The sequence below is a fragment of the Mesorhizobium sp. WSM4833 genome (assembly GCF_055811095.1).
Genome location: NZ_JBVVQG010000002.1, coordinates 250,182 through 272,821 on the forward strand (window position 1 = coordinate 250,182; position 22,640 = coordinate 272,821).

Below are 22,640 nucleotides of genomic sequence, written 5' to 3' on the forward strand. Positions count from 1 at the left end.
TACCTACTCGGCCGCCTCATATCCGGCGATACCCTTGATCTCGAGGAAATCCTCGAGCCCGTATTCGGCATATTCGCGGCCGTTGCCCGACTGCTTGTAGCCGCCGAACGGCAGGCCGGCGTCCCACTGGGGATAGTTGATGTAGACATTGCCGGTGCGCATGCGCGCCGCGACTTCGCGCGCCTTGTTCATGTCCTTGGCCTGGATGTAGGAGGCGAGACCATAGACGGTGTCGTTGGCGGTCTCGACCACCTCATCAACGCTGTCATAGGGCATGATCGCCAGCACCGGTCCGAAGATTTCCTCCCGCGCGATGCGCATGTCGTGGGTGACGCCGGCGAACACGGTCGGCCTGACATAGTAGCCGCGGTTGAGCTCGGCCGGCCGGCCGGGGCCGCCGACCACCAGCGTCGCACCCTCGTCGATGCCGGCCTGGATCAGGTCCTGGATCTTGTCGAACTGGACCTGGCTGACGACCGGGCCAAGCTTGGTGCCGGCGGCGTCGGCGGGGCCGACGGTGAACTTTTCCGCAGCCGCCTTGGCATAGCCGGCTGCCTCGTCATGGCGGTCGCGCGGCACGAACATGCGCGTCGGCGCGTTGCAGGACTGGCCGCTGTTGCTGAAGCAGCCGGCGACGCCCTTGCTGACGGCGCTTGCGAGGTCGACATCCCCGAACAGGATGTTGGCCGACTTGCCGCCAAGCTCCTGATGCACGCGCTTGACCGTGTCGGCGGCGGCCTTGGCCACCAGGATGCCGGCACGGGTTGAACCGGTGAACGACATCATGTCGATGTCAGGATGGCTGGACAGCGCCTGGCCGACGCCCGGTCCGTCGCCATTGACGAGGTTGAAGACGCCCTTCGGCACGCCGGCCTCGTCGAGGATTTCGGCGAAGATGATGGCGTCGAGCGGCGCGATCTCGGAGGGCTTCAGCACCGTGGTGCAGCCGGCAGCAAGCGCCGGGCCGACCTTGCAGGTGATCTGGTTGAGCGGCCAGTTCCACGGCGTGATCAGCCCGACGACGCCGATCGGCTCCTTGACCACCAGATGGTTGCCCTTGACGTGGCGGAATTCGAAAGTCTTCAGCACGTCGGCCATCTTCTGCAGATGCGCCAGCCCGATGCCGACCTGGCTGTCCAACGCCATCTGGCGCGGCGCGCCCATCTCGCGCGACACGGCAACCGCAAGATCGCCACTGCGCTTCTTGTAGACCGCGATGATGCGGTTCAACAGGTCGAGCCGCTCGCCGACCTCGGTGAAGCCAAAGCTGTTGAAGGCGCGCTTGGCGGCAGCCACCGCCTTGTCGACATCGGCCTTTGAGCCGAGCGAAATCTGCGCAAAAGCGTCCTCATTCGAGGGATCGATGACGTCCAATGTGTTGGGCACAACAGGATCGACCCACGCGCCATCGATATAGAACTGCAGATTGTGTGACATGGTTTTCTCCTTGGCCGCATGGCCGCGCCGGGCCGTCATATCTGGCTGGAGATAACGATGCACAAACGCCGCTGTCAAACGCAACCCCGAAGTGGTTGAGCCAGTGCGGCAGTCATTGAACCAGAGCGGTTGGGCCAGCAACCGGCTTGGTGAGGATGGCCTACAGCAGGATATGCCCGGCCTCGACCAGAAACCGCCTCGCGGCGGCCTGATCCGTCGCTTTCACCAACAGATGGTCGCCATCGAAAGTGGACACCAGGAAGATGCCCAACCCGTTTTCCGACAACGGCCTGATGACCGACAGCACGATACCGGTTTCGTCGAAGGCAAACGGCCCCTGGAGTTTGAAGGCCACCCAGTCGATATCCTGCTTGACGCCATCCGGCACACGATCCTGCAGGCAAACGATCGAAAGCTCGTCGTCGGTCCTTGTGATGCTGACGAAGCCTGGCCCGTCCGCCCAACCGGGAATGGTCTCGCCCGCCGCCAGCCGGGAAACCGCGTAAAACCCTGAGAGTTGCTTAAGCCTGACCCTGGCAGCCATTATCGAACTCCTTCCTCAGATCGCCGGTGATCCCGCGAGCTTCTTGCTCATATAGACCGTCATGCCGCCCATGAACGGCTCTTCCCGGTCCACGATATAGCCCTGCCTCTTGTAGAGCGACACATTCGCCTCGAAGGCGCCATTGGTCAGCAGGCGAAGCTCGGCACGTCCTGCTTCGATCGCCTTGCGCTCGGCCAGCTCCAGCAACAGCCGGCCGATCCCCCTGCCCTGTGCATCCGGTGCCACGCAGACATTCTCGATCCACAGGTGATCCTCGGCCAGGATGGTTGTTTCGATCATTCCCACGATCCGATCATCCTCGACGGCGAGATCGAACGGATGCTCGGCAACGGCCTTGTCATAGTCGGCGCGCATAGGTAGCGGCTCGCGGCCGATCACCGGCACCCATTTGGCATAGGCGGCGCGAACGATATCCCGGATGGCGGCGGCGTCAGTGGGCTCGGCCGGCCGAAGCCGGATGGAAGAATTGTTGGTCATCAAAGTGCTCCAGACATGAAAAACCCCGCCGGCGGTTTCGCGGGCGGGGCTGGAAACGAAAGAACCGGGTCTATCCTGCCGGTCTTTGTCGTCGCGCAATCAGCTTGCCGCTCCGCATCGTGCAGGGGCGGCGTCGCTTGGTGATGGCTGGCGCAAAGGCGAACATGGCGCCAAGCTGGAGCAGGAAGTACGGCGCGTCAAGGCACCTATAACGGCTTCTAGTATTCCTGCGCCGTCGGCCTGAACAGTATCTCGTTGATGTCGACCTCGTCGGGCTGGCTCATGGCGAACACCACCGTCCTGGCAAAGGAATCGGCGGGAATGGCCACCCGTTCGTAGAGCGCCCGCACGCCTTCGGCGACATCGGCTTCGGTGACGCTGTCCGGCAGCTCGGTCGCCACCGCGCCGGGCGAGATGATGGTGGTGCGGATGTTGTAGGGTTTTACTTCCTGGCGCAGCCCTTCCGAGATGATGCGCACCGCATGCTTGGTCGCGGCATAGACCGCTCCGCCCGGCCCGACCTTGTGGCCGGCGACCGACGACACATTGATGATGTGGCCGCTTTTCTGCGTCTTCATGTGCGGCAGTGCCGCGGCAATGCCATAGAGCACGCCCTTGATGTTGACGTCGATCATCCGGTCCCAATCCTCGACCTTGCCTCGCTCCAGTGGCGAGTGCGGCATCAGGCCGGCATTGTTGATGATGACGTCGACGCGGCCGTGCGTCTTGACCGCGTGGTCGACCAGACGCCGGACTTGGCCGACATCGGTGACGTCGGTCTGAAGGATGGCGTCCTCGCCAAGTGAAAGCGCGCCGGCCAGCGCCTGCAACCGGTCAAGGCGGCGCGCCCCCAGGACCAGCTTGGCGCCCTCTTTCGCCAGAAGCCGCGCAGCGGCTTCGCCCAGCCCGCTGCTGGCGCCAGTGATGACGACGACTTTGTCCCTGATGTTCTCGGCCATGATCTCTTCCTTCTGATCTTTGGCTTCGCTGCCCCCGGCAGCCTGGGCGGTCGCGTTGGCGGCTCAGCCGGGCAATTCGACCCGACCGAGCCAGCCGGTGACCTCTTCAAGCGTCTGGCGTTCCTGGTCGCACTGCTTGGAAAAACCCTCGATGAGCCGAGCCCCTGGTGCATGATCTGCGAGGACTTTCACGCTCTGCCCTGTTCCGTAGCCGCCATGGGTGATGAACGGCACCAAGGTCTTGCCGGACAGATCGTGTTTCGACAGGAAGGAGCGGATCACCGAAGGCGCGGTCATGCCCCAGATCGGAAATCCGAGGAACACCGTCTCGTAGGATTCGATATCAGGCACCGTGGCGGCCAGCGCCGGTTCGAAACCGGACTCCCGCTGCTGCTCCGCCACCGCAACCTGCTGCTTGTAGTCTTCCGGGTAGGGATCGACGGTCGCGATCTCGAAAATATCCGCTCGCAGAGCCCTGCTGATCTGCCGCGCGATGACCCGCGTGTTGCCGGTGCGGGTGTAGTAGGCCACTAGCCCCTTGGCGCCGCCCGCCAGTCGCGCGCTCGACGCACTGGCGGGCCGGCTCGATCCGGGACTCAATCCGGCGCCCCAAGGCAGTGCAAGCATGGTCATCAGTGCACCTCGTCTTGAGACCGGTTGACGCATATGGCTCTCCTGCGCCTGGCTCTAGCGATCGATCCTTGCTTCCTGTTGCGGAGAATAGCGCGCTCCCTGTACGGCAATCGCCGAGACCGCGTTCTCGATGTCGGCAAGATCGTTCGCCGTCAGCGCTACAGTCGCCGATGCGATGTTCTCTTCGAGGCGATTGAGCTTGGTGGTGCCGGGGATCGGAACGATCCAGGGCTTCCGCGCCAGCAACCAGGCCAGCGCGACCTGTGCTGATGTCGCCTTCTTCTGGGCCGCGATCACGCCGATCGCGTCGACCAGCGCCTGGTTGGCCTTGCGGGCGTCTTCCGCAAAACGCGGCACGGTGTTGCGGAAGTCGCTGCTGTCGAATGTCGTGCTGGCATCGATGGCGCCGGTGAGGAACCCCTTGCCCAGCGGGCTGAAGGGCACGAAGCCGATCCCCAGCTCTTCAAGCACCGGCAGGATCGCCTCTTCCGGTTCACGCCACCAGAGCGAATATTCGCTCTGGACCGCGGCGACCGGCTGTACCGCATGCGCGCGCCGGATCGTGCGTACGCCCGCCTCGGAGAGACCGAAATGCTTCACCTTGCCTTGGCTGATCAAGTCCTTCACAGCGCCCGCCACCTCTTCGATCGGCACGACCGGATCGACGCGGTGCTGATAGAGGAGGTCGATGCGGTCGGTCCTGAGCCGTCTGAGCGAGGCCTCGACGACGTCACGAATATGCTGCGACCGGCTGTCCATGCCATCGTGTCCGGCTGTCCCGGCGATGTCGATGCCGAACTTGGTGGCGATCACCACCTGGTCGCGGATCGGCTGCAGCGCCTCGCCGACGACCTCCTCGTTCGTGAACGGTCCATAGACCTCCGCGGTGTCGAAGAAGGTGATGCCACGTTCGAACGCCGCCCTGATCAGATGGACCGCATCCGCCGTCTCCATCGGCTGTCCGTATGAATGGCTCATTCCCATGCAGCCGAGTCCAATGGCCGAAACTTCGAGACCGCTGTTTCCAAGTGTGCGCTTCTGCATTGTCGTTATCCCTTCTTCTCGGCGTCGGCTTGTTCGAAGACCTTGCGGGCAATGCCCAGAGCCGTGGCTGCCGTTGGCCAACCGGCGTAGAAGGCGAGATGCGTGATGGTTTCGATGAGTTCGTCACGGGTGACGCCATTGTCGAGCGCGCGCTTCATGTGGAAAGGCATTTCATTGATCCGGTAGCCCGAAATCAGGCTGGTGACGGTGATGAGGCTGCGGTCCCGCGGCGACAGGCCGGGGCGCTCCCAAACGTCGCCGAACAACACCTCGTCGGTGTATCTGCCAAGCGCGGGAGCGATATCGGAGAATGGGCTTTTCAGCCTTGGAACATCGGTCATGGTGGTCTCCTTCGTAGAGTTCGGGCGTTGAACTCGGCGCCACGCGCCGATACCTGTCAAATCCCGTATTGTTCGTCGCTGACATGCTCCAACCAGTCGACGACCTTGCCATCGAGCGCTTCGGCGATAGCGATGTGGCTCATCGCCGTGGTCGGCGCGGCGCCATGCCAATGCTTCTCTCCGGGCGCGAACCAGACGATGTCGCCCGGAAGGATCGGTTCGATGGGGCCGCCCTCGCGCTGCACCGGGCCGGCGCCCGATAGGACGATCAGCGTCTGGCCAAGCGGATGCGTGTGCCAGGCGGTGCGCGCGCCGGGCTCGAAAGTCACGGTGGCGCCGCCGACCCGGGCGGGCTCGCTGCCCTTGAAGGGCGCGTCGATGCGCACCGCGCCGGTGAAATAGTCAGCCGATCCCCTGGCCGAGGCTTGAGAGCCGTTTCGCGTGATGTCCATGGTTTTGTCCCTTCCTGGCAACAGGCATGACACGACCCCGGTCTTCAGAGGCCGCCGGTAGAGGAGCCCGGCGTGATGACGCCTATCTAGGGTCTGCGATTGGTGCCGATTAGGTGCTATATCCAGCATGATCTTATGAAAGGGGCTCATGAATGCCGCGTGACAATCTGAATGAGCTAACCGCCTTCCTCGCTGTCGCGCGAGAGGAAAGCTTCACCAGGGCGGCGGCCAAACTTGGCGTTTCCCAATCGGCGCTCAGCCACACGGTGCGGGCGCTGGAGGAACGGCTGGGCGTCAGGCTTCTGACCCGCACCACGCGCAGCGTCTCGCCGACCGAAGCGGGCGAGCGGCTGGTTCGCACCATCGGACCGAGGCTCGACGAGATCGAGACCGAGATCGCCGCACTCAGCGCCTTGCGCGAAAAACCTGCCGGCACCATCCGCATCACCGCCGGCGAGCATGCCGCCGATGCGGTCCTGTGGCCCGCCCTGGCGAAATTCCTGCCCGACTATCCCGACATCAGGGTCGAGATCATCGTCGACTATGGGCTGATCGACATCGTCGCCGAGCGCTACGACGCCGGCGTGAGGCTGGGCGAACAGGTGGCGCGCGACATGATCGCGGTACGCATCGCTCCCGACATGCGCATGGCGGTTGTCGGCTCGCCAGCCTATTTCGCCACCCGGCCAAAGCCGCGCATGCCGCAGGATCTGACCACCCACAATTGCATCAATCTGCGGCTGCCCACCTATGGCGGGCTCTATGCTTGGGAGTTCGAGAAGGCCGGGCGCGAGCTGAAGGTGCGGGTCGAAGGCCAGCTTGTGTTCAACACGGCCGCGCTGCGCATGAACGCGGTGCTCGCCGGCCTCGGCCTTGCCTATCTGCCGGAGGAACAGGTGACGGCGCCGCTGGCCGACGGCCGGCTGGTGCGTGTGCTCGCCGACTGGTGCGGGCCCTTCCCCGGCTACCATCTCTATTACCCCAGCCGCCGGCAAGCGACGCCGGCCTTCTCGCTGCTGGTCGACGCGCTGCGTCACCGCGGCAAGGTGTAAGTCGGTGAGCAGCTTCCACTCGGCTTTGACTCGCCGCCGCCTGCGGTGACTATCCCCGAAAATGGTCGCGGAACCATTTCGGCGGCACCGCGTTTCCTACGGTTAACTGGAACTCCTATACGTGGCGCAATTGACGAAAACCTCGGGCTCGACCTTTGATCTGTCCCACCAAATTCTCGATAATCTTCCCGTAGCCATCTACACCACCGACACCGAAGGCAAGATCACCTATTTCAATCGGGCCGCGGCAGATTTCGCCGGGCGCGAACCTGAGCTCGGAAAAGACCAATGGTGTGTGACGCACAAGCTGTTCACGACCGACGGCGAAGTGTTGCCGCATGACGAATGCCCGATGGCTGTCGCGCTAAAGGAGAACCGGCCGGTCAGAAACCAGTCGGCTATCTCCCAACGCCCGGACGGCACGCGTGTGCCTTTCCTTCCCTATCCCACGCCGCTTCATGACGAGCAGGGCAGACTGGTCGGCGCCGTCAATATGCTGTTCGATCTCAGTGACCGCCATCATGCCGACGAGGCCAGGCATCATCTGTCAGCCATCGTGGAGTCTTCCTTCGATGCCATCGTCAGCAAGGATTTGAACGGGGTCATCAGGAGCTGGAACTCAGCCGCCCAACGTCTGTTCGGTTACACCGCCGACGAAGCAATCGGCAGGTCGGTAACTATGCTGATACCGGACGACCATTTGGACGAAGAGCCGCGCATATTGGAGCGCATCCGCAAAGGCGAGCAGGTCGAGACCTACGAAACCATCCGCCGTCGCAAGGACGGCAGCCTTGTACCCGTATCCCTGACAATCTCGCCGGTGCGCAACGCCGTCGGGCAGATCGTCGGCGCCTCGAAGATCGCCCGCGACATATCAGTAGCCAAGGAGAGCGAATATCGCATCCGCATGCTGATGCGCGAGGTCAACCACCGGGTGAAGAACCAGTATTCCGTCATCATCTCGATGATCCGGGAGACCAGCAAGCGGTCATCGACGCCGGCCCAGTTCGAACGTCAGGTGCGCGAGCGCATCATGGCGTTGTCGCTCTCGCATGACCTTCTGGTTTCCGGCGACTGGAAGGGTGCCACGATCTTCGAACTGCTGCTTGCGCAGGCCAAACCGTTCGGCAACGAGGAGCGGATCTCAATGTCGGGCCCTTCCCTGACGCTGAGCCCCAATGCCGTCCAGTACCTCGGCATAGCGTTTCATGAACTCGCGACCAATTCCGCTAAATACGGCGTGCTTTCGGCCGCCGAGGGAACGATAACGGTGCAATGGAAGGTAACCGGACCGGGCGGCCAGAAACAGTTCCAGCTGATCTGGAAAGAGAGAGATGGTCCTGAAGTACAGACGATCGGCCACGGTGGTTTCGGCAGCGTGGTGCTGCGGCGCGTCGCTCCAGCCGCGGTGAGCGGCACCGGTGTTCTCGAGTATGATAGCCACGGTGTCACCTGGACGCTGCAAGCAGCGTTGACCCAACTTGAGGCCTCGGTTGACAGCGAGCACGTTGATCAGCGTGCATTGGACTAGGTGATGAGCGGACACGAATCGGAATTGTTCCCCTGACCTTGGGCACTGGCAACAGGACTGCGGCCCGCTATGTGTTGCCTTTATTGTACGTCCTGGCCTTCAGCCCTGTCGCAATATGGCGGGCATCAGCACCGGAGCCACCGCCGTGACCGTGACCGACCTCTATCGAGGCTACATCGCCTGCCTCAACAATCAGGACTGGCCGAAGCTGCATCGCTTCGTTCATGACGAGGTGCACTACAATGGCGACCCCGTCGGGCTGTCGGGTTACCAAGAAATGCTGGAGCGCGATTTTCGGGAAATCCCGGACCTCTATTTCGACATCCAGTTGCTGATTGCCGAACCGCCGTTCATAGCCAGCCGGCTCCAGTTCAACTGCACGCCGAAGGGAACCTTCTTCGGCCTGCCCATCAACGGCCGGAAGGTCTCCTTCAGCGAGAACGTCTTCTATGAATTTCTCGACGGCAGGATCAGGCATGTCTGGTCGGTGATCGACAAGGCGGCTATCGAGGCGCAGCTTTGACCAAGTCGGGCAGAAGGCGACATCTGCGCAACCAGCGCCCGATCAATCGTTCGTAAAAATCGATCGTTCTAACGAGAATAATTCGTTGGAAAGATTGGTGTAGGAATGACATTCTCCTCGCGTACCCGCCTGGAGCATTGCATTGTCTTCCGTTTCCCACTTCGCGAACGATATTCCGAAAAGCGCTTTTCCTGCCGATCTGACACAAGGGCGAAAATCCCTCAACTGGAACGGTGTCATCCCCGGCATCGTGCTGGTGGCGATGATCACTGCCGTCGCCTTCTCGGCCCGCAATGTTTCCGGCTTCGCGCTATTCAGCCCGATGATCCTCGCCGTCGTCGCCGGCATGATCTACTCCAACGTGCTCGGCACACCGGTGCACGCCAAGGCCGGCATCGCATTCTCGCAAAAGCGCCTGCTGCGCTTCGCCATCGTGCTGCTCGGCTTCCAGCTGACGCTGGGCCAGGTCGTCTCGATCGGCGCCGGCGGCGTCGGCATTGTCGCGGCGACGCTTGGCGCCACTTTCGTTTTCACCATCACGCTCGGCCGGCTGATCGGCGTCGACGCCAAGCTGGCGCAGTTGATCGCCGCCGGCACCTCGATCTGCGGCGCCTCGGCCATCGTTGCCACCAATATCGTCACCGATGCGCGCGACGAAGACGTCACCTACGCCGTCGCCTCGATCACCTTGTTCGGCACCGTCGCCATGCTCGGCTTCCCGCTCATGGCGCCCATGCTCGGCCTCGACCAGCACGCTTTCGGCCTGTGGACCGGCGCCTCGATCCATGAAGTGGCGCAGGTGATCGGCGCCGGCTTTCAGAACGGCACCCAGTCCGGCGAGATCGCCACCGTCGCCAAGCTGACCCGCGTCGCCATGCTGGCGCCGATGGTCGTCGCGCTCGGCCTGATGGCGCGCCGCAGGAGCGATCGGTCGGCGGCAAGGCCGCCCATGCCGTATTTCGTCGCCGCCTTCGTCGCAGTCGTGGTGCTGAACAGCCTGGTCACGGTGCCGGCCGAAGTGAAATCGGCAATGGCGCTCGCCACCACCATCATGCTGACCATGGGGCTGGCCGCCATGGGCCTGCAAGCCGACATTTCGCAGCTGCGCTCACGCGGCCTGCGCCCGCTGGCGCTAGCCTTCTCAGCCTTCCTGTTCATCGGCTGCTTCAGCCTGATGCTGGTGAAGTTCGTAGGCTGATTAGTCCTCGAACGAACTCGCCGCGGCATAGATCGCCGCCAGCGTCTCGATGCCGGCCTGGTCGGCCTTGTCGAAGCGGCCGGCCAGCGGGCTGTCGAGATCGAGCACGCCGAAGACGCCTTCATCGTCCTCGAGCAGCACCACCAGTTCCGAGCGCGAGTCGGCATCGCAGGCGATGTGGCCGGGAAAATCATGCACGTCCTTGATCAGCATCGAGGTGCCGAGTTCGACCGCCGTTCCGCACACGCCCTTGCCGACGGCGATGCGCCCACAGGCCGGCTTGCCCTGGAACGGCCCGAGCACCATTTCCTCTTCCGACTGCAGGAAATAGAAACCGGCCCAGTTGAGGTCCGGCACCATCTGGAAGATGAGTGCTGCGGTGTTGGCCGCGTTGGCGATCGAATCGCGTTCGCCCTCGAGCAGCGCCTTCAATTGGGTGGCGAGGTCGCGGTAGAACGCGGCCTTGTCTGAGGTGTCGATGGCCTTGGCCGCAAACATGAACGTGTCTCCGTATCGAGGATAGCTGTTCGTCCGATCGCTTGCCAAAGTCCGGCGAGCTTCGCAACCAGACGGCTGCCTGGACAGTCTAGCGTGGATTGCATCGCCTCCGAAAGCCGCAAGATCAGGATTGCCTCCCGGCGCTGAGCCGGGCGGCAAGGCAGCTATGCGTAAACTTTGCGATGGATCATCTTGAGAATCATGACGGCCCCGATCGGGGGCCGCCATTCACATCTCAAACAGATCGGACAAGTCCTGGGTTTTAGTAGCCGCCCATGCCGCCACCGCCGCCACCCGCAGGCGCGGCATCCTTGGCCGGGATGTCGGTGATCATCGCTTCGGCGGTGATCAAAAGGGCTGCGATCGAGCCGGCATCCTGCAGTGCGGTGCGCACCACTTTCGCCGGATCGACGATGCCCGCCTTGATCATGTCGACATAGACCTCGTTCTGGGCGTCAAAACCCTGATTGTGGTCCTTGCTGTCGGTGAGCTTGCCGACGACAACAGAGCCTTCGACGCCGGAATTCTCGGCGATCTGGCGGATCGGCGCTTCGAGCGCCCGCAGCACGATCGTGATGCCGGCCGTGACATCGGCATTGGCGCCGGTCAGGCCGCCAAGCACCGAGCGGGCACGCAGCAGAGCCACGCCGCCGCCGGGCACGATGCCTTCTTCGACCGCCGCGCGGGTGGCGTTCAGCGCATCGTCGATGCGGTCCTTCTTTTCCTTGACTTCCGACTCGGTGACGCCGCCGACGCGGATGACGGCTACGCCGCCGGAGAGCTTGGCCAGCCGCTCCTGCAGCTTTTCCTTGTCGTAGTCGGAGGTCGTCTCCTCGATCTGGCCCTTGATCTGGGCGACGCGCGCCTGGATGGTCGCCTTGGTGCCGGCGCCGTCGATGATCGTGGTGGTGTCCTTCTCGATCAGCACGCGCTTGGCGCGGCCGAGCATCTCGATGGTGACGTTTTCAAGCTTGATGCCGAGGTCTTCCGAGATCATCTGGCCTGATGTCAGCACGGCGATGTCTTCCAGCATCGCCTTGCGGCGATCGCCGAAGCCCGGCGCCTTGACGGCCGCGACCTTGAGGCCGCCGCGCAGCTTGTTGACGACCAGCGTCGCCAGAGCCTCGCCCTCGACGTCCTCGGAGATGATCAGCAGCGGCCTGCCGCTCTGCACCACCGCTTCGAGGATCGGCAGCATCGCCTGCAGATTGCCGAGCTTCTTCTCGTGGATGAGGATGTAGGGCTCTTCCAGCTCGACGCGCATCTTGTCGGCATTGGTGACGAAATAGGGCGAGAGATAGCCGCGGTCGAACTGCATGCCTTCGACGACGTCGAGTTCGGTCTCTGCCGTCTTGGCTTCCTCAACGGTGATGACGCCGTCATTGCCGACCTTGTCCATCGCCTTGGCGATCATCTCGCCGACGCTGGCATCGCCATTGGCGGCGATGGTGCCGACCTGTGCGATCTCGGCCGACGACTTGACCTTCTTGGCGCGCGCCTGGATTTCCTTGACCACGGCGGAAACCGCCTGGTCGATGCCGCGCTTCAAATCCATGGGATTCATGCCGGCGGCGACCAGCTTGGCGCCTTCGCGCAGGATCGAGGCGGCCAGCACCGTGGCGGTGGTGGTGCCGTCACCGGCGAGGTCGTTGGTCTTCGAGGCCACTTCGCGCACCATCTGGGCGCCCATGTTCTCGAACTTGTCGGCAAGCTCGATTTCCTTGGCGACGGTGACACCGTCCTTGGTAATGCGCGGCGCGCCATAGGCCTTGTCGATGATAACGTTGCGGCCCTTGGGGCCGAGCGTGACCTTCACCGCATTGGTGAGGATCTCGACGCCGCGCAGCATGCGGTCGCGCGCGTCGGTGGAGAATTTTATTTCCTTGGCAGACATGATTTTTATCCAGTTCGTTCGGAGAAAATGAGGTCAGGCAGCTTTCTTGGCGGCCACGGTCTTGTCGGTTGCAGCGCCCTTGTCGATAATGCCAGTCTCGTCCTTGTCGATGACGCCCATGATGTCGGCTTCCTTCATGATCAGAAGGTCCTCGCCGTCGATCTTGACCTCGGTGCCCGACCATTTGCCGAACAGGATGAAGTCGCCGGCCTTGACGTCGAGCGGAACGAGCGCGCCGTTTTCGTCGCGTGCGCCAGGGCCGACAGCGATGACTTCGCCCTCCTGCGGCTTTTCCTTGGCAGTGTCGGGGATGATGATCCCGCCCTTGGATTTGATATCGCCTTCGGCGCGACGAATGACGACGCGGTCGTGGAGTGGCCGAAATTTCATGGGAACTTTCTTTCTGGGGCCGGCACAGGCGGCCACGCCCCCCTCTATAGACGCGTTGGCACTCGATAGATAGGAGTGCCAAAAATTATTCGCGGACCACATTAAATATTCAAAAGTATTATTTCGGCTGGCCGTTTCGTGATATCCGCAGAATGTCAAATAATTCAAAAGATTGAATTTTGCCGATCGAGTGCCTATTTATCGGACAAGTTCACTTTCACGGTTTCAGGCACAAGGGAGATTTCTTCGATGGCCGAAGGCAATCAGACGATCATGGAAAAAGCTGAAGCCCGCTTTGTCGACAAGCAGAAGAAGACAGCGGAGAAAAACAAGGCAACCGCCGAATATATGTCCGAGGCAAGAGCCAGGGAGATCAAGACGGCAAGGCTGAGGGAGCTTCGGCTGGCCAAGGAAGAGGCCGATCGTGTCGCCGAGGCCCTCAATCCGACGCCGAAGAAGAAGCGGGTGACCAAGAAAGTCACCGAGGCCAAGACATGAGCCTCACCTTCCCCAACCGCAGCCGCAGCTATGACGAAGCGGGCCAGCGCATCCGTTTCGTCGGCCATGACGGCATGTTCCAGATCTCGTTCTCCGTCGCCGCCGACGCCATGGCCAAGATGCGGCCGGGAACCGCGGCCGATGAAGCCGGTTATCTCCAGACATTCGACACCGAGAGCAGTGCCATCCGCGAGGTCGCGTCGAAGGCCTACGACCGCACCCACAAGAGCATGTATGTTCTGACGGCGTCCGATTTCGGCTGATCAGTCCATTGCATGTCGCTCAAAACGACGATTAAAGATCCATCTCCTCGACCATCGCGCGTATCTTCGCAGCCTTTTCGAAATGGTCGAGGCGGTGGGTTCTGATCCACCATTCGGCGGCTTCCATCAGGAGTTCGGGGTTGTCGTTTCTGTTGGCGAAAAACGCATAGAACGACACGCCGACGCCGGCCCCCTTCTCGGAGATCTTGCGGTCGCAAACCTCCAGTATCTTCTGCTTCAGGCTGGCTCTCACGGGAATCCCTTGATTTGCGGTGCGGCAGGCTTCCGCCGGCGGGCCGCTACGGATCAGGCCTTGCGCTCGGCCCGTTCGCGGCGTTTGACATCGCGGACATTCATCTGCACGACCATGTCCTCGGCCTCGCGCGGCCCCATCCCGACCATCACCTTTTGCCGGACCACCGCAGGCTGGCCGGTGAAGACATCGATGATGCTCCAGCTCTGGGGAAGCTCCATACGCAGCGTGTAGCGGTTGGCCATGCCGGTCAGCCTTGCATCGTGAAAAACACGGCGCCCAGGATCAGCACCGTCCAGGCGACGACCGACAGTTTCAGCACCATGCCGCCATGCACGGCCAGAAGCTTCCGCAGGTGCGACACACCTGCCGACGAGGCCGGTGCCGCCGCCAGGGCGGCAGGAGCCTTGAGGCCAAGTTTTCCAAAGACGGGCAGCAGCGACGGTTCACGCACGAAAGGCCTCGAATGTCAGGAAAAGCGAAGCAAGAACGCTCGGCTCCCTTCCATACCACTCTTTTCGCGCGTGCCGGCATGCCAAATGCAAGACAGGACTGCTTTAACGTCCGGTCCGCACCGCCTTCGTAACGCACAAATCTATTCGTGGGGACTGACTGCCTTGGGGCAGATTGGGACTGCTGTTCGACGCGAAATTTTGGAGGCCTCGCCTCGGAATCGAACCGAGGCTTCAGAGATTTGCCGTCTCCAGCGTAGCCGCTCCGCCACGAGGCCATGGCTGTTGAAGTAGCGGCCAAATATTTACGGAAAGGTTAATCCCGAGGGACTGTTCAGAATTTTCGGCACGATCTTCAGAACGTTCGCCAGCACATATTGCGGCCAGGTTTGCTGCCCGGCAGCGCCAACCCTTTGCCGGACCTCGCATCCCGCGCACGCTGCGATCCTTCACGCCTCAAGCGGCAGCCCGCCCCGTCTCGACCGAGGGCCTCCAGCACGGCGACTGGCGCTCTTCCCCTGAGCTAAGTGCTGCCGGCGCTGCTTTAACCCGCGTTTGCATTCGAAGGAAGAGAGCCGAGGCCCAACCAGCTTTTCCCTTGAACGGCGATCCAATCTGGTCTAGCCTCAGCTGAGAAAAGGTTTTCTCAAACAATTTCAGTCGGGCTCGGCCACCTGCCGGGCCTCTTTCAGATCGGTAAGAGAAAACCTTTTTCCAACTAAGGACTCTCGGCGCGATGCCATCGGACGATCTGCCTGTTCCGGTCTTTTCCAAGCCAGTCACCTTGCGTGACGTGGCCGCGCAGGCCGGAGTCAGCGTCGCCACCGCATCCAAGGCGCTCAACAGCCAGGGCCGGATGACAGCCGAGACGCGCGAACGCATTCGCGAGACCGCCCGGCGGCTTGGCTTCCGGCCCAACAGCCTGGCGCAAAGCCTGCTCCGACGCCGCAGCTTCACCGTCGGCCTGCTCACCAACGATACCTATGGCCGCTTCTCGCTGCCGCTGATGTCGGGCATTTCGGACGCGCTGGTCGACAATGGCGTCTCGGTGTTCCTGTGCAATGTCGAGGAGGATCCGCGGCTGGGCCAGATGCATGTCGACGCCATGCTCGACAAGCGCGTTGACGGCATCATCGCCACTGGCAAGCGCATCGATCGCCATCTGCCCGTCGACCTCTCCAATCTGCGCGTCCCGGTGATCTATGCCTTCACGCAGCCCGACCCCGACGCCGTCGCCTTCGTCTCGGACGATGTTGGCGGCGCCCGGCTGGCCGTCGAGCATTTTTGCCGGCTTGGCCGCAAGCGCATCGCCCACGTCACCGGGCCGGCGAGCTTTGCCGTGGTACACGCGCGCGTTCAGGCTTACCGCGACGTGCTCGCCGAAAACGGCCTGACGGTCAGCGAGCCGCTGCTCGGCTCCTGGTCGGAAGCCTGGGGTCACCAGGCGGTTGCGCAACTGTTCGACGGCAAAAGCGAAAGGCCCGACGCGGTCTTCTGCGGCAACGACCAGATCGCGCGCGGCGTCATCGATGCTCTGCGCGAACGCGGCCTCGACGTCCCCAGGGATGTCGGCGTCATCGGTTTCGACAATTGGGAGATCGTGGCCGAGGCGACGCGCCCGCCGCTGACCTCTGTCGACATGAACCTGGTCGCGCTCGGGCGCGAGGCCGGGTTGACCCTGCTTTCGCTGGTCGGCGGCAAGCCCGCCGCGCCCGGCATTCGAAAACTGCCGTGCCGGCTGGTGGTGCGGCAGTCATGCGGCCATCCGCCGGGTGGCTGAAAACGAAGCGCCGCGCAATCGGCGCCAAGCCGCGGACCGCGGCCAACCTTGGAGGAGGAGAACATGAGGAACCTGATTGCCAAACTGGCCCTGGCCGCTGCCGTTCTGGGCGGCGGTCTCGGCACTGCCGCCGCCGAGACGGCCAACATATGGGTGCGCGCCGACGGTTCGAATTTCATGCCGAGGATCGTCGATGCCTACAACAAGGCGCACACCAACCAGGTCAAGCTCGATATCATCCCCAATGCCGAGATCATCCCCAAATACGGTGCCGCGGCCGCCGGCGGCACAGCGCCCGACGCGCTGTCGCTCGACCTGATCTACACGCCCTCCTTCGCCGCAGCCGGCCAATTGGAGGACATCACCGACTGGGCAAAGTCCCTGCCTTATTTTGCCAGCCTGTCGCCGGCGCATGTGAAGACCGGCACCTACAAAGACCACATTTACGGCCTGCCCTTCTCCGCCGACGCCTCGGTGCTGATCTGGAACAAGAAGCTGTTCAAGCAGGCCGGCCTCGATCCCGAAAAAGGCCCGGCCAACTGGGCCGAGATCGCGGCCGATGCCGAGAAGGTCAACGCGCTCGGCGGCAACATCAAGGGCTTCTACTTCTCCGGCAATTGCGGCGGCTGCAACATCTTCACCTTCACGCCCCTGATCTGGGCGTCTGGTGGCGACATCCTGAGCGAAGACGGCTCGAAGGCGACGCTGGACAGCCCGCAGCTGCGCGGCGCCATCGATCTCTACCGCTCGATGGTCAAGAAGGATCTGGTACCGGCAGGCGCACAGACCGACACCGGCGCCAATTTCTTTGCCGCCTTCGCCGCCGGCAATATCGGCATCTCGCCGTCCGGCGCCTTTGCCATCGGCGCGCTCAACACCCAGTATCCCGACATCGATTACGGCGTCACCTTCCTGCCGGGCAAGGACAGCGGCTGGTCGTCCTTTGCGGGCGGCGACAATTTCGTCGTCACCAAGGGCACCACGAAACTGCCCGTGGTGAAGGAGTTCCTCGACTTCGCCTATTCGCTCGAGGGCCAGACCATCCTTGCCAAATACGGAAGCCTGCCGGTGCGCGGCGACATCGCCAAGGACGCGTTGAAGGATCTCGATCCGCGCTACCAGATCGCCGCCGAAGCCATGGCCAAGGGCAAGACGCCCTATTCGGTGGTGTTCAACGACCTGATCAACTCCGCCAACGGCCCGTGGACGCAGATGATCAACGAGGTCTTCTTCGGCGACGATGTCGATGGCGCGATAGCCAATGCGCAGGAAACGATGCAGTCGATCATCGACCAGGCGCCGCAGAAGTAGCGGACGCCTGCCGGCCGCCCGCCTGTCTACCTGGGCGGGTGGCCGGATACCGCATCGCCAACGGCAGGGCTATCACGTTGAGAAAAGACCCCCTCATCCGGCCGCTTCGCGGCCACCTTCTCCCCAGCTGGGGAGAAGAGGCTGGCACCATCCCCGGCAACCTCCTCTCCCCTCGGGGAGAGGTCGGATTGCCCCGAATTGCTCTCTTCAATTCGGTTGGCAATCCGGGTGAGAGGGTTCTTTGCCAATGTCCCAATAGCACCGAGCGCGCAGCCATGACCGTCATCACCGCAGCAACCCCTGCCCCGCCCCGCGCCCGCAAGGTCGCCAGCCGCCACCAATGGATCGGCCTGCTCTATGTCGCGCCGGCTGTCGCGCTGGTCGTCGTCTTTTTCCTGATCCCGCTCGGCATGACGGCGTGGATGTCGCTGCACAACTGGCCCCTGATGGGCGAGCACAGCTTTATCGGCCTCGGCAACTATGTCGCCATCCTGCGCGACACCCGGTTCTGGAACGCGCTGCGCTTCACCGCCTACTACACCGTGATCGTCACCATCGCGATCTTCGTGGTGGCGTTTCCGCTGGCGCTGTTCGTCGAGCGGCCGCGGCCGCTGACCAATCTTTACCGGACGATGTTCTTCATGCCGGCGGTTGTCGGCTTTGCCTCGGCCAGCCTGCTCTGGTCATGGCTGTTGAACGTCGATTCCGGCCTGTTCAGCCCGGCCGCCTACGACCTTGGCCTGATCGACAGGAAGTTCAACCTCTTGGCCACCTTCCAGCCGGCCTTCTGGTCGATCATCGCCATGGTCGTCTGGAAGGTCGCCGGCTTCACCATGATCATCCTGATGGCCGGCCTGCAATCGATCCCGCAGGATCTGCAGGAGGCGGCCGTCATCGACAGCGCCGGTCCGTTCGCCAGGTTCAGGGCGATCACTTTGCCGCTGATGCGCCGCACGCTGGCGCTGGCCCTGATCCTGTCGGTCGCCGGCTCGATCCTCGCCTTCGACCAGTTCTACATCATCCTGCGCGGCGGCCCACGCAACCAGACGCTGACGGCGGTCTACTGGATCTTCAACCAGTCCTTCGTGTCGTTCAAGCTCGGCTACGGCGCGGCTTTGTCGATGGTGCTGCTGGTGATCCTGGTGGCGCTCAGCCTCGTCCAGCTGTGGCTGCTGCGCAAGCCGGAGGGGCTCGACTGATGGCGCAGGCCGCTTCCCGCAACCGCCGGCTCTTGAGCCGCATCGGCGAGCATTCGACCGGCATCGTCGCCTCGGTGCTGTTTGCCGCGCCGATCGTGTGGGCGGTGCTGTCGGCGTTCAAGCCGGCGGCCGAAGCGCGCCTGCCGCCGCTGCCGCCCTGGCCGACATCAGGCTTCTCGCTGGAGAACTACGCCACGCTCAACAGCTTCGGCGACGGGCTGTGGGTCTCGGCGCAAAACAGCATCTACGTCTCGGTGATGACCGTCGTGCTGTCGGTCGCCGTCAGCGTGCTGGCCGGCTACGGCTTTTCGCGGTTCCGGTTTCCGTTCAAGGACCTGTTCTTCATCCTCATCCTGTCGACGATCATGATCCCGTTCCAGTCGATCCTGACGCCGATCTTCCTGGTGCTGACCAAGCTTGGCCTGCACAACACGCTGACCGGCCTGGTCGGCGTTTATGTGACGCTGCAACTGCCGTTTTCGATCTTCATGATGCGCAACGCCTTCGACGCGGTGCCGCGCGAGATCGAGGAAGCCGCCCGCATGGACGGCGCCGGCAATCTCACCATGCTTTGGAAGGTGATGCTGCCGCTGGTCTGGCCGGGCGTCGTGACCATCGCCCTGTTTGCCTTCCTCGGCGCCTGGAACGAATTCCTCGCCGCCCTCGTGCTGATGACCGACCAATCCAAATTCACGCTGCCAGTGATGATGACCGCACTGCAGTCGGGCCGCTTCGGCGCCATCGACTGGGGCGCGGTGCAGGCGGGCGTCACCGTGATGATGGTGCCGTGCCTCATCCTGTTCCTGGCGCTGCAGCGCTTCTACATCCGCGGCCTGATGGCCGGGGCCGTCAAATAGAATGGAGTAAATTCATGACCGCATCGCCATCCGCAAAAACCGGGAAACCGAAGCTCGCCTTCCGCCCGCTGCCGGTGCCGCAGGTCGACGTGCACGGCTTCTGGGGCGATCGCGCCGACGCTGTCGCCGCCCGCACCGCCGATATCCTTTACGAGCGCTGCGTGGAGGCCCGCATGCTGGAGCAGATCGATCCGGACCGTCCCTCGCCCGGCATAGTCATCCCCTTCCACTCGCCCTCTCCCGACGAAGCCGACCGCCAAGGCGCGGAATTCACCGGATCGACGGTGACCACGCAGATGTTCTGGGATTCCGATCTCGGCAAGACGATCGAGACCGCGGCCTATTCGCTGTACCGGCGCAAGAATCCCGAACTGGAGAAGAAGATCGACGCCGTCATCGACATGTATGGCAGGCTGCAGCAGGAGGACGGCTATCTCTCCAGCTGGTACCAACGCATCCAGCCCGGCAAGCGCTGGACCAATCTGCGCGACTGCCACGAGCTCTATTGCGCCGGCCATCTGATCGAGGGCGCGGTCGCCTACTACCAGGCGACGGGAAAACGCAAGCTGCTCGATATCATGTGCCGCTATGCCGACCACATCGCGTCGGTACTCGGCCCGGAGCCCGGCAAGAAGAAGGGCTATTGCGGCCACGAGGAGATCGAGCTGGCGCTGGTCAAGCTGGCACGGGTGACCGGCGAGCGGAAATATATGGAGTTGGCCAGATACTTCATCGACCAGCGCGGTCAGCAGCCGCATTATTTCGACGAGGAGGCCCGCGCCCGCGGCGCCGACCCGAAGGCCTATCATTTCAAAACCTATGAATACAGCCAGTCGCATATCCCGGTGCGAGAACAGAACAAGGTCGTCGGCCATGCTGTCAGGGCGATGTACCTCTATTCCGGCATGGCCGATATCGCGACCGAATATGGCGATGATACGCTGCGAGCAGCACTCGACCTTCTGTGGGACGATCTCACCACCAAGAGTCTCTACATCACTGGCGGACTGGGGCCGTCGGCGCACAATGAGGGCTTCACCAGCGACTACGACCTGCCCAACGAAAGCGCCTATGCCGAGACCTGTGCGGCGGTCGGCCTGGTGTTCTGGGCCAGCCGCATGCTCGGCATGGGGCCGAACGCGCGCTACGCCGACATGATGGAACGCGCCCTCTACAACGGTTCGATCTCGGGCCTGTCGCTCGACGGCTCGCTGTTTTTCTACGAGAATCCATTGGAAAGCCGGGGCAAGCACAACAGGTGGAAGTGGCACCGCTGCCCGTGCTGCCCGCCCAATATCGGGCGCATGGTCGCCTCGATCGGCAGCTATTTCTACAGCCTGGCCGACGATGCGCTGGCCGTCCACCTCTATGGCGACTCGACCGCGCGCTTCGATATATCGGGCGTCCCGGTGAGCCTGACGCAGGTCAGCAGCTATCCCTGGGACGGCGCCGTCGACATCATGCTCGAACCGCGGGCGCCGGTCGAGTTCACTTTGCACCTGCGCATTCCCGCCTGGAGCGCCAGTGCCGGGTTGAAGATAAACGGCGAAGCCATCAGGCTGGCGGATATCACCAGCGACGGCTACGCCGCGATCAAGCGGACATGGAAAAAGGGCGACAATGTCCGGCTCGATCTCGAAATGCCGATCGAGCGGCTTTATGCCAACCCGCAGGTGCGCCAGGATGCTGGCCGCGTCGCGCTGTCACGCGGCCCGCTGATCTATTGCGTCGAGGCATCAGACAATGACAGCCAGCCGCATCGCCTGACGCTGCCGCGGACGGCCACCATCGAAGCGCAGCACCGGCCGGAACTTCTCGGCGGCGTGGTGACGCTGTCGACCGCGGCACTTGCCGATGTCTCCGACGGCTGGCAGGACGGGCTCTACAGGCCCGAGCCGCCGGCCACCGCCGAGACGCGACTGACCGCCATTCCCTATTTCGCCTGGAACAACCGCGAGCCCGGCGAGATGCTGGTATGGCTCAGGGACGGCTGAACGAGGTCGGTGTATCGGCGATGACCGATCCAAGCTCAGCCGCGGTCGATGCCGCGGTTTCGGGCTTTTGGTCCATATAGCGCAGACGCAGGCGCAGGAATGGCGCCTCGACGCAGGTATAGCTGAGATAGCCGATCGGGATCGTCGCCACGAAGCACAATGCGGACCAGAGGCATGCGACGTAGAAATTGCTGATGCTCATGACATTCGTGTCTATGAACGCTGCCAATTGCATGACGAAGAACAGGTGCAGAAGATAGATCGAATAGCTGTAGGCCCCAGCCTTCTCCAGTACCCTGAATGGCGGGCTTGTTCGCTTTCTCGAAAAGCTCGTGTCGTAGTAGGCGATGCCGAATGAATAGGCTGCCGCCTCCAGGGTCGGCAGGATGATCCATATCCAATGAGGCGACGGATAGCGGCCCAGTTGGTAAAATCCGCCGGCTGCATCGAACCACCAGAAGAACCCCGAAAAAGCCATGAGAACGGCCAGCGCCAGCCAGTGTTGGTTCTTCGCGTGGGCACGCAGGTGAAAGGCAAGAATGCCGGCCAGGAACTGATCCGCATGGCCTATGATGGTTGCGGACGCCGCCGACTGCACTTCGCCGATCTGCACATACAGGACGGACCTCAGCACAATGGCTGCCGCGATGAACAGCAAGGGCGCGAACACAAACCGCCTGGATACCATCAGCAAGAACGGCAGCAACAGGTAGAAGTGCGCTTCGATCGTTATCGACCAGCCGCCATTCGGGAGGGTGGGAAAAAGAAACCCCAATCCGACGCCCGTGAAATACCCGTCGAGGGACTGGCCGGCCACGTACCTGCGGCAGGCCTCGATGCATAGCACGACCAGGAGAAGCGGAAGCAGCCTGAGGGCCCTGTTGGCAAAGAAGGGCAGATAGTTGATCTGCTTTCCATCGAGCAGCTTGGCGAACAGGTAGCCGGAAAGCGCCATGAACAGGGAAACGCCAGTATGCCCTCATCCAGAACGCTGAAGATAGGAAGAGCCGGCACGAAGTCATAAGGCACGGGGCCTTCA

Annotated in this window: 26 protein-coding genes and 1 tRNA gene; 11 read left to right on the plus strand and 16 right to left on the minus strand. The window is 62.7% G+C overall.

Going from position 1 to position 22,640, the window contains the following annotated elements; genetic code table 11:
• Positions 1-3: 3 nt before the first annotated feature.
• The 8 genes from AC0L2D_RS04425 to AC0L2D_RS04460 form a co-directional block, all read right to left on the minus strand.
• A complete protein-coding gene (locus AC0L2D_RS04425) occupies positions 4-1,437 on the minus strand; it encodes an aldehyde dehydrogenase family protein (protein ID WP_473540448.1) in 1,434 nt (477 codons plus the stop codon).
• A gap of 160 nt (positions 1,438-1,597) precedes the next feature.
• Positions 1,598-1,981 carry an ACT domain-containing protein gene (locus tag AC0L2D_RS04430; protein ID WP_473540449.1) on the minus strand — a complete coding sequence of 128 codons (384 nt, stop codon included), beginning with the start codon at positions 1,979-1,981 and terminating at the stop codon, positions 1,598-1,600.
• A 15-nt stretch (positions 1,982-1,996) separates the two neighbouring features.
• Positions 1,997-2,479: a GNAT family N-acetyltransferase gene (locus AC0L2D_RS04435; protein WP_473540450.1), complete on the minus strand. Its 483-nt coding sequence runs from the start codon at positions 2,477-2,479 to the stop codon at positions 1,997-1,999.
• Between the two features lie 218 nt (positions 2,480-2,697).
• On the minus strand, positions 2,698-3,438 hold the full coding sequence (locus AC0L2D_RS04440) for an SDR family oxidoreductase (protein WP_473540451.1): 741 nt from the start codon (positions 3,436-3,438) through the stop codon (positions 2,698-2,700).
• 63 nt (positions 3,439-3,501) lie between these two features.
• Entirely contained in the window at positions 3,502-4,071 is a 570-nt protein-coding gene (locus AC0L2D_RS04445; RefSeq protein ID WP_473540452.1) for a flavodoxin, read from the minus strand.
• Positions 4,072-4,125: 54 nt separating this feature from the next.
• Positions 4,126-5,115, minus strand: coding sequence for an aldo/keto reductase (locus tag AC0L2D_RS04450; protein WP_473540453.1), 990 nt, complete (start codon positions 5,113-5,115; stop codon positions 4,126-4,128).
• 5 nt (positions 5,116-5,120) lie between these two features.
• On the minus strand, positions 5,121-5,456 hold the full coding sequence (locus tag AC0L2D_RS04455; RefSeq protein WP_027035318.1) for a carboxymuconolactone decarboxylase family protein: 336 nt from the start codon (positions 5,454-5,456) through the stop codon (positions 5,121-5,123).
• Between the two features lie 56 nt (positions 5,457-5,512).
• On the minus strand, positions 5,513-5,908 hold the full coding sequence (locus AC0L2D_RS04460) for a (R)-mandelonitrile lyase (RefSeq protein ID WP_473540454.1): 396 nt from the start codon (positions 5,906-5,908) through the stop codon (positions 5,513-5,515).
• Positions 5,909-6,060: 152 nt separating this feature from the next.
• On the opposite strand from AC0L2D_RS04460, the gene AC0L2D_RS04465 reads away from it, so the two are divergent.
• From AC0L2D_RS04465 to AC0L2D_RS04480, 4 genes are all read left to right on the plus strand, one after another.
• Entirely contained in the window at positions 6,061-6,960 is a 900-nt protein-coding gene (locus tag AC0L2D_RS04465) for a LysR family transcriptional regulator (RefSeq protein ID WP_473540455.1), read from the plus strand.
• A gap of 121 nt (positions 6,961-7,081) precedes the next feature.
• Positions 7,082-8,491, plus strand: a complete 1,410-nt coding sequence (locus tag AC0L2D_RS04470; protein WP_473540456.1) for a sensor histidine kinase — start codon at positions 7,082-7,084, stop codon at positions 8,489-8,491.
• A gap of 115 nt (positions 8,492-8,606) precedes the next feature.
• On the plus strand, positions 8,607-9,014 hold the full coding sequence (locus AC0L2D_RS04475; protein ID WP_473540457.1) for an ester cyclase: 408 nt from the start codon (positions 8,607-8,609) through the stop codon (positions 9,012-9,014).
• Between the two features lie 142 nt (positions 9,015-9,156).
• Complete coding sequence (locus AC0L2D_RS04480) at positions 9,157-10,212, plus strand: YeiH family protein (protein ID WP_473540458.1); 1,056 nt, start codon at positions 9,157-9,159, stop codon at positions 10,210-10,212.
• On the opposite strand, the gene AC0L2D_RS04485 is transcribed toward AC0L2D_RS04480, so the two are convergent.
• The 3 genes from AC0L2D_RS04485 to AC0L2D_RS04495 form a co-directional block, all read right to left on the minus strand.
• A complete protein-coding gene (locus AC0L2D_RS04485; RefSeq protein WP_473540459.1) occupies positions 10,213-10,710 on the minus strand; it encodes a GAF domain-containing protein in 498 nt (165 codons plus the stop codon).
• 262 nt (positions 10,711-10,972) lie between these two features.
• A complete protein-coding gene (groL, locus tag AC0L2D_RS04490; RefSeq protein ID WP_127389378.1) occupies positions 10,973-12,604 on the minus strand; it encodes a chaperonin GroEL in 1,632 nt (543 codons plus the stop codon).
• A gap of 33 nt (positions 12,605-12,637) precedes the next feature.
• The gene (locus AC0L2D_RS04495; protein ID WP_473540460.1) at positions 12,638-12,994 is read right to left on the minus strand and encodes a co-chaperone GroES; all 357 of its coding nucleotides are present in this window, start codon (positions 12,992-12,994) and stop codon (positions 12,638-12,640) included.
• A 249-nt stretch (positions 12,995-13,243) separates the two neighbouring features.
• Between AC0L2D_RS04495 and AC0L2D_RS04500 the strand changes: the two genes are divergently transcribed.
• Together AC0L2D_RS04500 and AC0L2D_RS04505 are read left to right on the plus strand one after the other, a co-directional pair.
• Positions 13,244-13,492: a hypothetical protein gene (locus AC0L2D_RS04500; protein WP_013530532.1), complete on the plus strand. Its 249-nt coding sequence runs from the start codon at positions 13,244-13,246 to the stop codon at positions 13,490-13,492.
• Positions 13,489-13,755, plus strand: coding sequence for a DUF1488 family protein (locus AC0L2D_RS04505; protein ID WP_013530531.1), 267 nt, complete (start codon positions 13,489-13,491; stop codon positions 13,753-13,755). The genes AC0L2D_RS04500 and AC0L2D_RS04505 overlap by 4 nt, the downstream gene beginning before the upstream one ends.
• 31 nt (positions 13,756-13,786) lie before the next feature.
• Here AC0L2D_RS04505 and AC0L2D_RS04510 read toward each other — a convergent pair whose 3' ends face one another.
• From AC0L2D_RS04510 to AC0L2D_RS04525, 4 genes are all read right to left on the minus strand, one after another.
• Positions 13,787-14,008: a DUF6500 family protein gene (locus AC0L2D_RS04510; protein ID WP_127367757.1), complete on the minus strand. Its 222-nt coding sequence runs from the start codon at positions 14,006-14,008 to the stop codon at positions 13,787-13,789.
• Positions 14,009-14,061: 53 nt separating this feature from the next.
• Positions 14,062-14,253, minus strand: a complete 192-nt coding sequence (locus AC0L2D_RS04515; RefSeq protein WP_027160878.1) for a hypothetical protein — start codon at positions 14,251-14,253, stop codon at positions 14,062-14,064.
• 5 nt (positions 14,254-14,258) lie between these two features.
• Positions 14,259-14,462 carry a hypothetical protein gene (locus AC0L2D_RS04520; protein WP_027160879.1) on the minus strand — a complete coding sequence of 68 codons (204 nt, stop codon included), beginning with the start codon at positions 14,460-14,462 and terminating at the stop codon, positions 14,259-14,261.
• Between the two features lie 200 nt (positions 14,463-14,662).
• Positions 14,663-14,738, minus strand: a tRNA-Cys gene (locus tag AC0L2D_RS04525).
• 458 nt (positions 14,739-15,196) lie between these two features.
• Here AC0L2D_RS04525 and AC0L2D_RS04530 point away from each other — a divergent pair.
• The 5 genes from AC0L2D_RS04530 (at position 15,197) to AC0L2D_RS04550 (ending at position 21,601) form a co-directional block, all read left to right on the plus strand.
• On the plus strand, positions 15,197-16,240 hold the full coding sequence (locus tag AC0L2D_RS04530) for a LacI family DNA-binding transcriptional regulator (protein ID WP_013530527.1): 1,044 nt from the start codon (positions 15,197-15,199) through the stop codon (positions 16,238-16,240).
• Positions 16,241-16,303: 63 nt separating this feature from the next.
• Positions 16,304-17,551 (plus strand): ABC transporter substrate-binding protein, encoded by a 1,248-nt coding sequence (locus tag AC0L2D_RS04535; RefSeq protein WP_013530526.1) that lies wholly within the window; start codon positions 16,304-16,306, stop codon positions 17,549-17,551.
• Positions 17,552-17,826: 275 nt separating this feature from the next.
• The gene (locus AC0L2D_RS04540; RefSeq protein ID WP_473540461.1) at positions 17,827-18,750 is read left to right on the plus strand and encodes a carbohydrate ABC transporter permease; all 924 of its coding nucleotides are present in this window, start codon (positions 17,827-17,829) and stop codon (positions 18,748-18,750) included.
• Positions 18,750-19,607, plus strand: coding sequence for a carbohydrate ABC transporter permease (locus AC0L2D_RS04545; RefSeq protein WP_013530524.1), 858 nt, complete (start codon positions 18,750-18,752; stop codon positions 19,605-19,607). The genes AC0L2D_RS04540 and AC0L2D_RS04545 overlap by 1 nt, the downstream gene beginning before the upstream one ends.
• Before the next feature lie 14 nt (positions 19,608-19,621).
• Positions 19,622-21,601 carry a glycoside hydrolase family 127 protein gene (locus AC0L2D_RS04550; RefSeq protein ID WP_473540462.1) on the plus strand — a complete coding sequence of 660 codons (1,980 nt, stop codon included), beginning with the start codon at positions 19,622-19,624 and terminating at the stop codon, positions 21,599-21,601.
• On the opposite strand, the gene AC0L2D_RS04555 is transcribed toward AC0L2D_RS04550, so the two are convergent.
• Positions 21,588-22,556 carry an acyltransferase family protein gene (locus AC0L2D_RS04555; protein WP_473540463.1) on the minus strand — a complete coding sequence of 323 codons (969 nt, stop codon included), beginning with the start codon at positions 22,554-22,556 and terminating at the stop codon, positions 21,588-21,590. The two genes, AC0L2D_RS04550 and AC0L2D_RS04555, sit on opposite strands and share 14 nt — an antisense overlap.
• Positions 22,557-22,640: the final 84 nt, after the last annotated feature.

What these genes read in the sequence shown, in the direction of transcription:
- AC0L2D_RS04425 (WP_473540448.1), bottom strand. Translation starts at nt 1,437, where the DNA reads ATGTCACACAATCTGCAGTTCTATATCGATGGCGCGTGGGTCGATCCT.
- AC0L2D_RS04430 (WP_473540449.1), bottom strand. Translation starts at nt 1,981, where the DNA reads ATGGCTGCCAGGGTCAGGCTTAAGCAACTCTCAGGGTTTTACGCGGTT.
- AC0L2D_RS04435 (WP_473540450.1), bottom strand. Translation starts at nt 2,479, where the DNA reads ATGACCAACAATTCTTCCATCCGGCTTCGGCCGGCCGAGCCCACTGAC.
- AC0L2D_RS04440 (WP_473540451.1), bottom strand. Translation starts at nt 3,438, where the DNA reads ATGGCCGAGAACATCAGGGACAAAGTCGTCGTCATCACTGGCGCCAGC.
- AC0L2D_RS04445 (WP_473540452.1), bottom strand. Translation starts at nt 4,071, where the DNA reads ATGACCATGCTTGCACTGCCTTGGGGCGCCGGATTGAGTCCCGGATCG.
- AC0L2D_RS04450 (WP_473540453.1), bottom strand. Translation starts at nt 5,115, where the DNA reads ATGCAGAAGCGCACACTTGGAAACAGCGGTCTCGAAGTTTCGGCCATT.
- AC0L2D_RS04455 (WP_027035318.1), bottom strand. Translation starts at nt 5,456, where the DNA reads ATGACCGATGTTCCAAGGCTGAAAAGCCCATTCTCCGATATCGCTCCC.
- AC0L2D_RS04460 (WP_473540454.1), bottom strand. Translation starts at nt 5,908, where the DNA reads ATGGACATCACGCGAAACGGCTCTCAAGCCTCGGCCAGGGGATCGGCT.
- AC0L2D_RS04465 (WP_473540455.1), top strand. Translation starts at nt 6,061, where the DNA reads ATGCCGCGTGACAATCTGAATGAGCTAACCGCCTTCCTCGCTGTCGCG.
- AC0L2D_RS04475 (WP_473540457.1), top strand. Translation starts at nt 8,607, where the DNA reads ATGGCGGGCATCAGCACCGGAGCCACCGCCGTGACCGTGACCGACCTC.
- AC0L2D_RS04485 (WP_473540459.1), bottom strand. Translation starts at nt 10,710, where the DNA reads ATGTTTGCGGCCAAGGCCATCGACACCTCAGACAAGGCCGCGTTCTAC.
- groL (WP_127389378.1), bottom strand. Translation starts at nt 12,604, where the DNA reads ATGTCTGCCAAGGAAATAAAATTCTCCACCGACGCGCGCGACCGCATG.
- AC0L2D_RS04495 (WP_473540460.1), bottom strand. Translation starts at nt 12,994, where the DNA reads ATGAAATTTCGGCCACTCCACGACCGCGTCGTCATTCGTCGCGCCGAA.
- AC0L2D_RS04500 (WP_013530532.1), top strand. Translation starts at nt 13,244, where the DNA reads ATGGCCGAAGGCAATCAGACGATCATGGAAAAAGCTGAAGCCCGCTTT.
- AC0L2D_RS04505 (WP_013530531.1), top strand. Translation starts at nt 13,489, where the DNA reads ATGAGCCTCACCTTCCCCAACCGCAGCCGCAGCTATGACGAAGCGGGC.
- AC0L2D_RS04515 (WP_027160878.1), bottom strand. Translation starts at nt 14,253, where the DNA reads ATGGCCAACCGCTACACGCTGCGTATGGAGCTTCCCCAGAGCTGGAGC.
- AC0L2D_RS04530 (WP_013530527.1), top strand. Translation starts at nt 15,197, where the DNA reads ATGCCATCGGACGATCTGCCTGTTCCGGTCTTTTCCAAGCCAGTCACC.
- AC0L2D_RS04535 (WP_013530526.1), top strand. Translation starts at nt 16,304, where the DNA reads ATGAGGAACCTGATTGCCAAACTGGCCCTGGCCGCTGCCGTTCTGGGC.
- AC0L2D_RS04540 (WP_473540461.1), top strand. Translation starts at nt 17,827, where the DNA reads ATGACCGTCATCACCGCAGCAACCCCTGCCCCGCCCCGCGCCCGCAAG.
- AC0L2D_RS04545 (WP_013530524.1), top strand. Translation starts at nt 18,750, where the DNA reads ATGGCGCAGGCCGCTTCCCGCAACCGCCGGCTCTTGAGCCGCATCGGC.
- AC0L2D_RS04550 (WP_473540462.1), top strand. Translation starts at nt 19,622, where the DNA reads ATGACCGCATCGCCATCCGCAAAAACCGGGAAACCGAAGCTCGCCTTC.
- AC0L2D_RS04555 (WP_473540463.1), bottom strand. Translation starts at nt 22,556, where the DNA reads ATGGCGCTTTCCGGCTACCTGTTCGCCAAGCTGCTCGATGGAAAGCAG.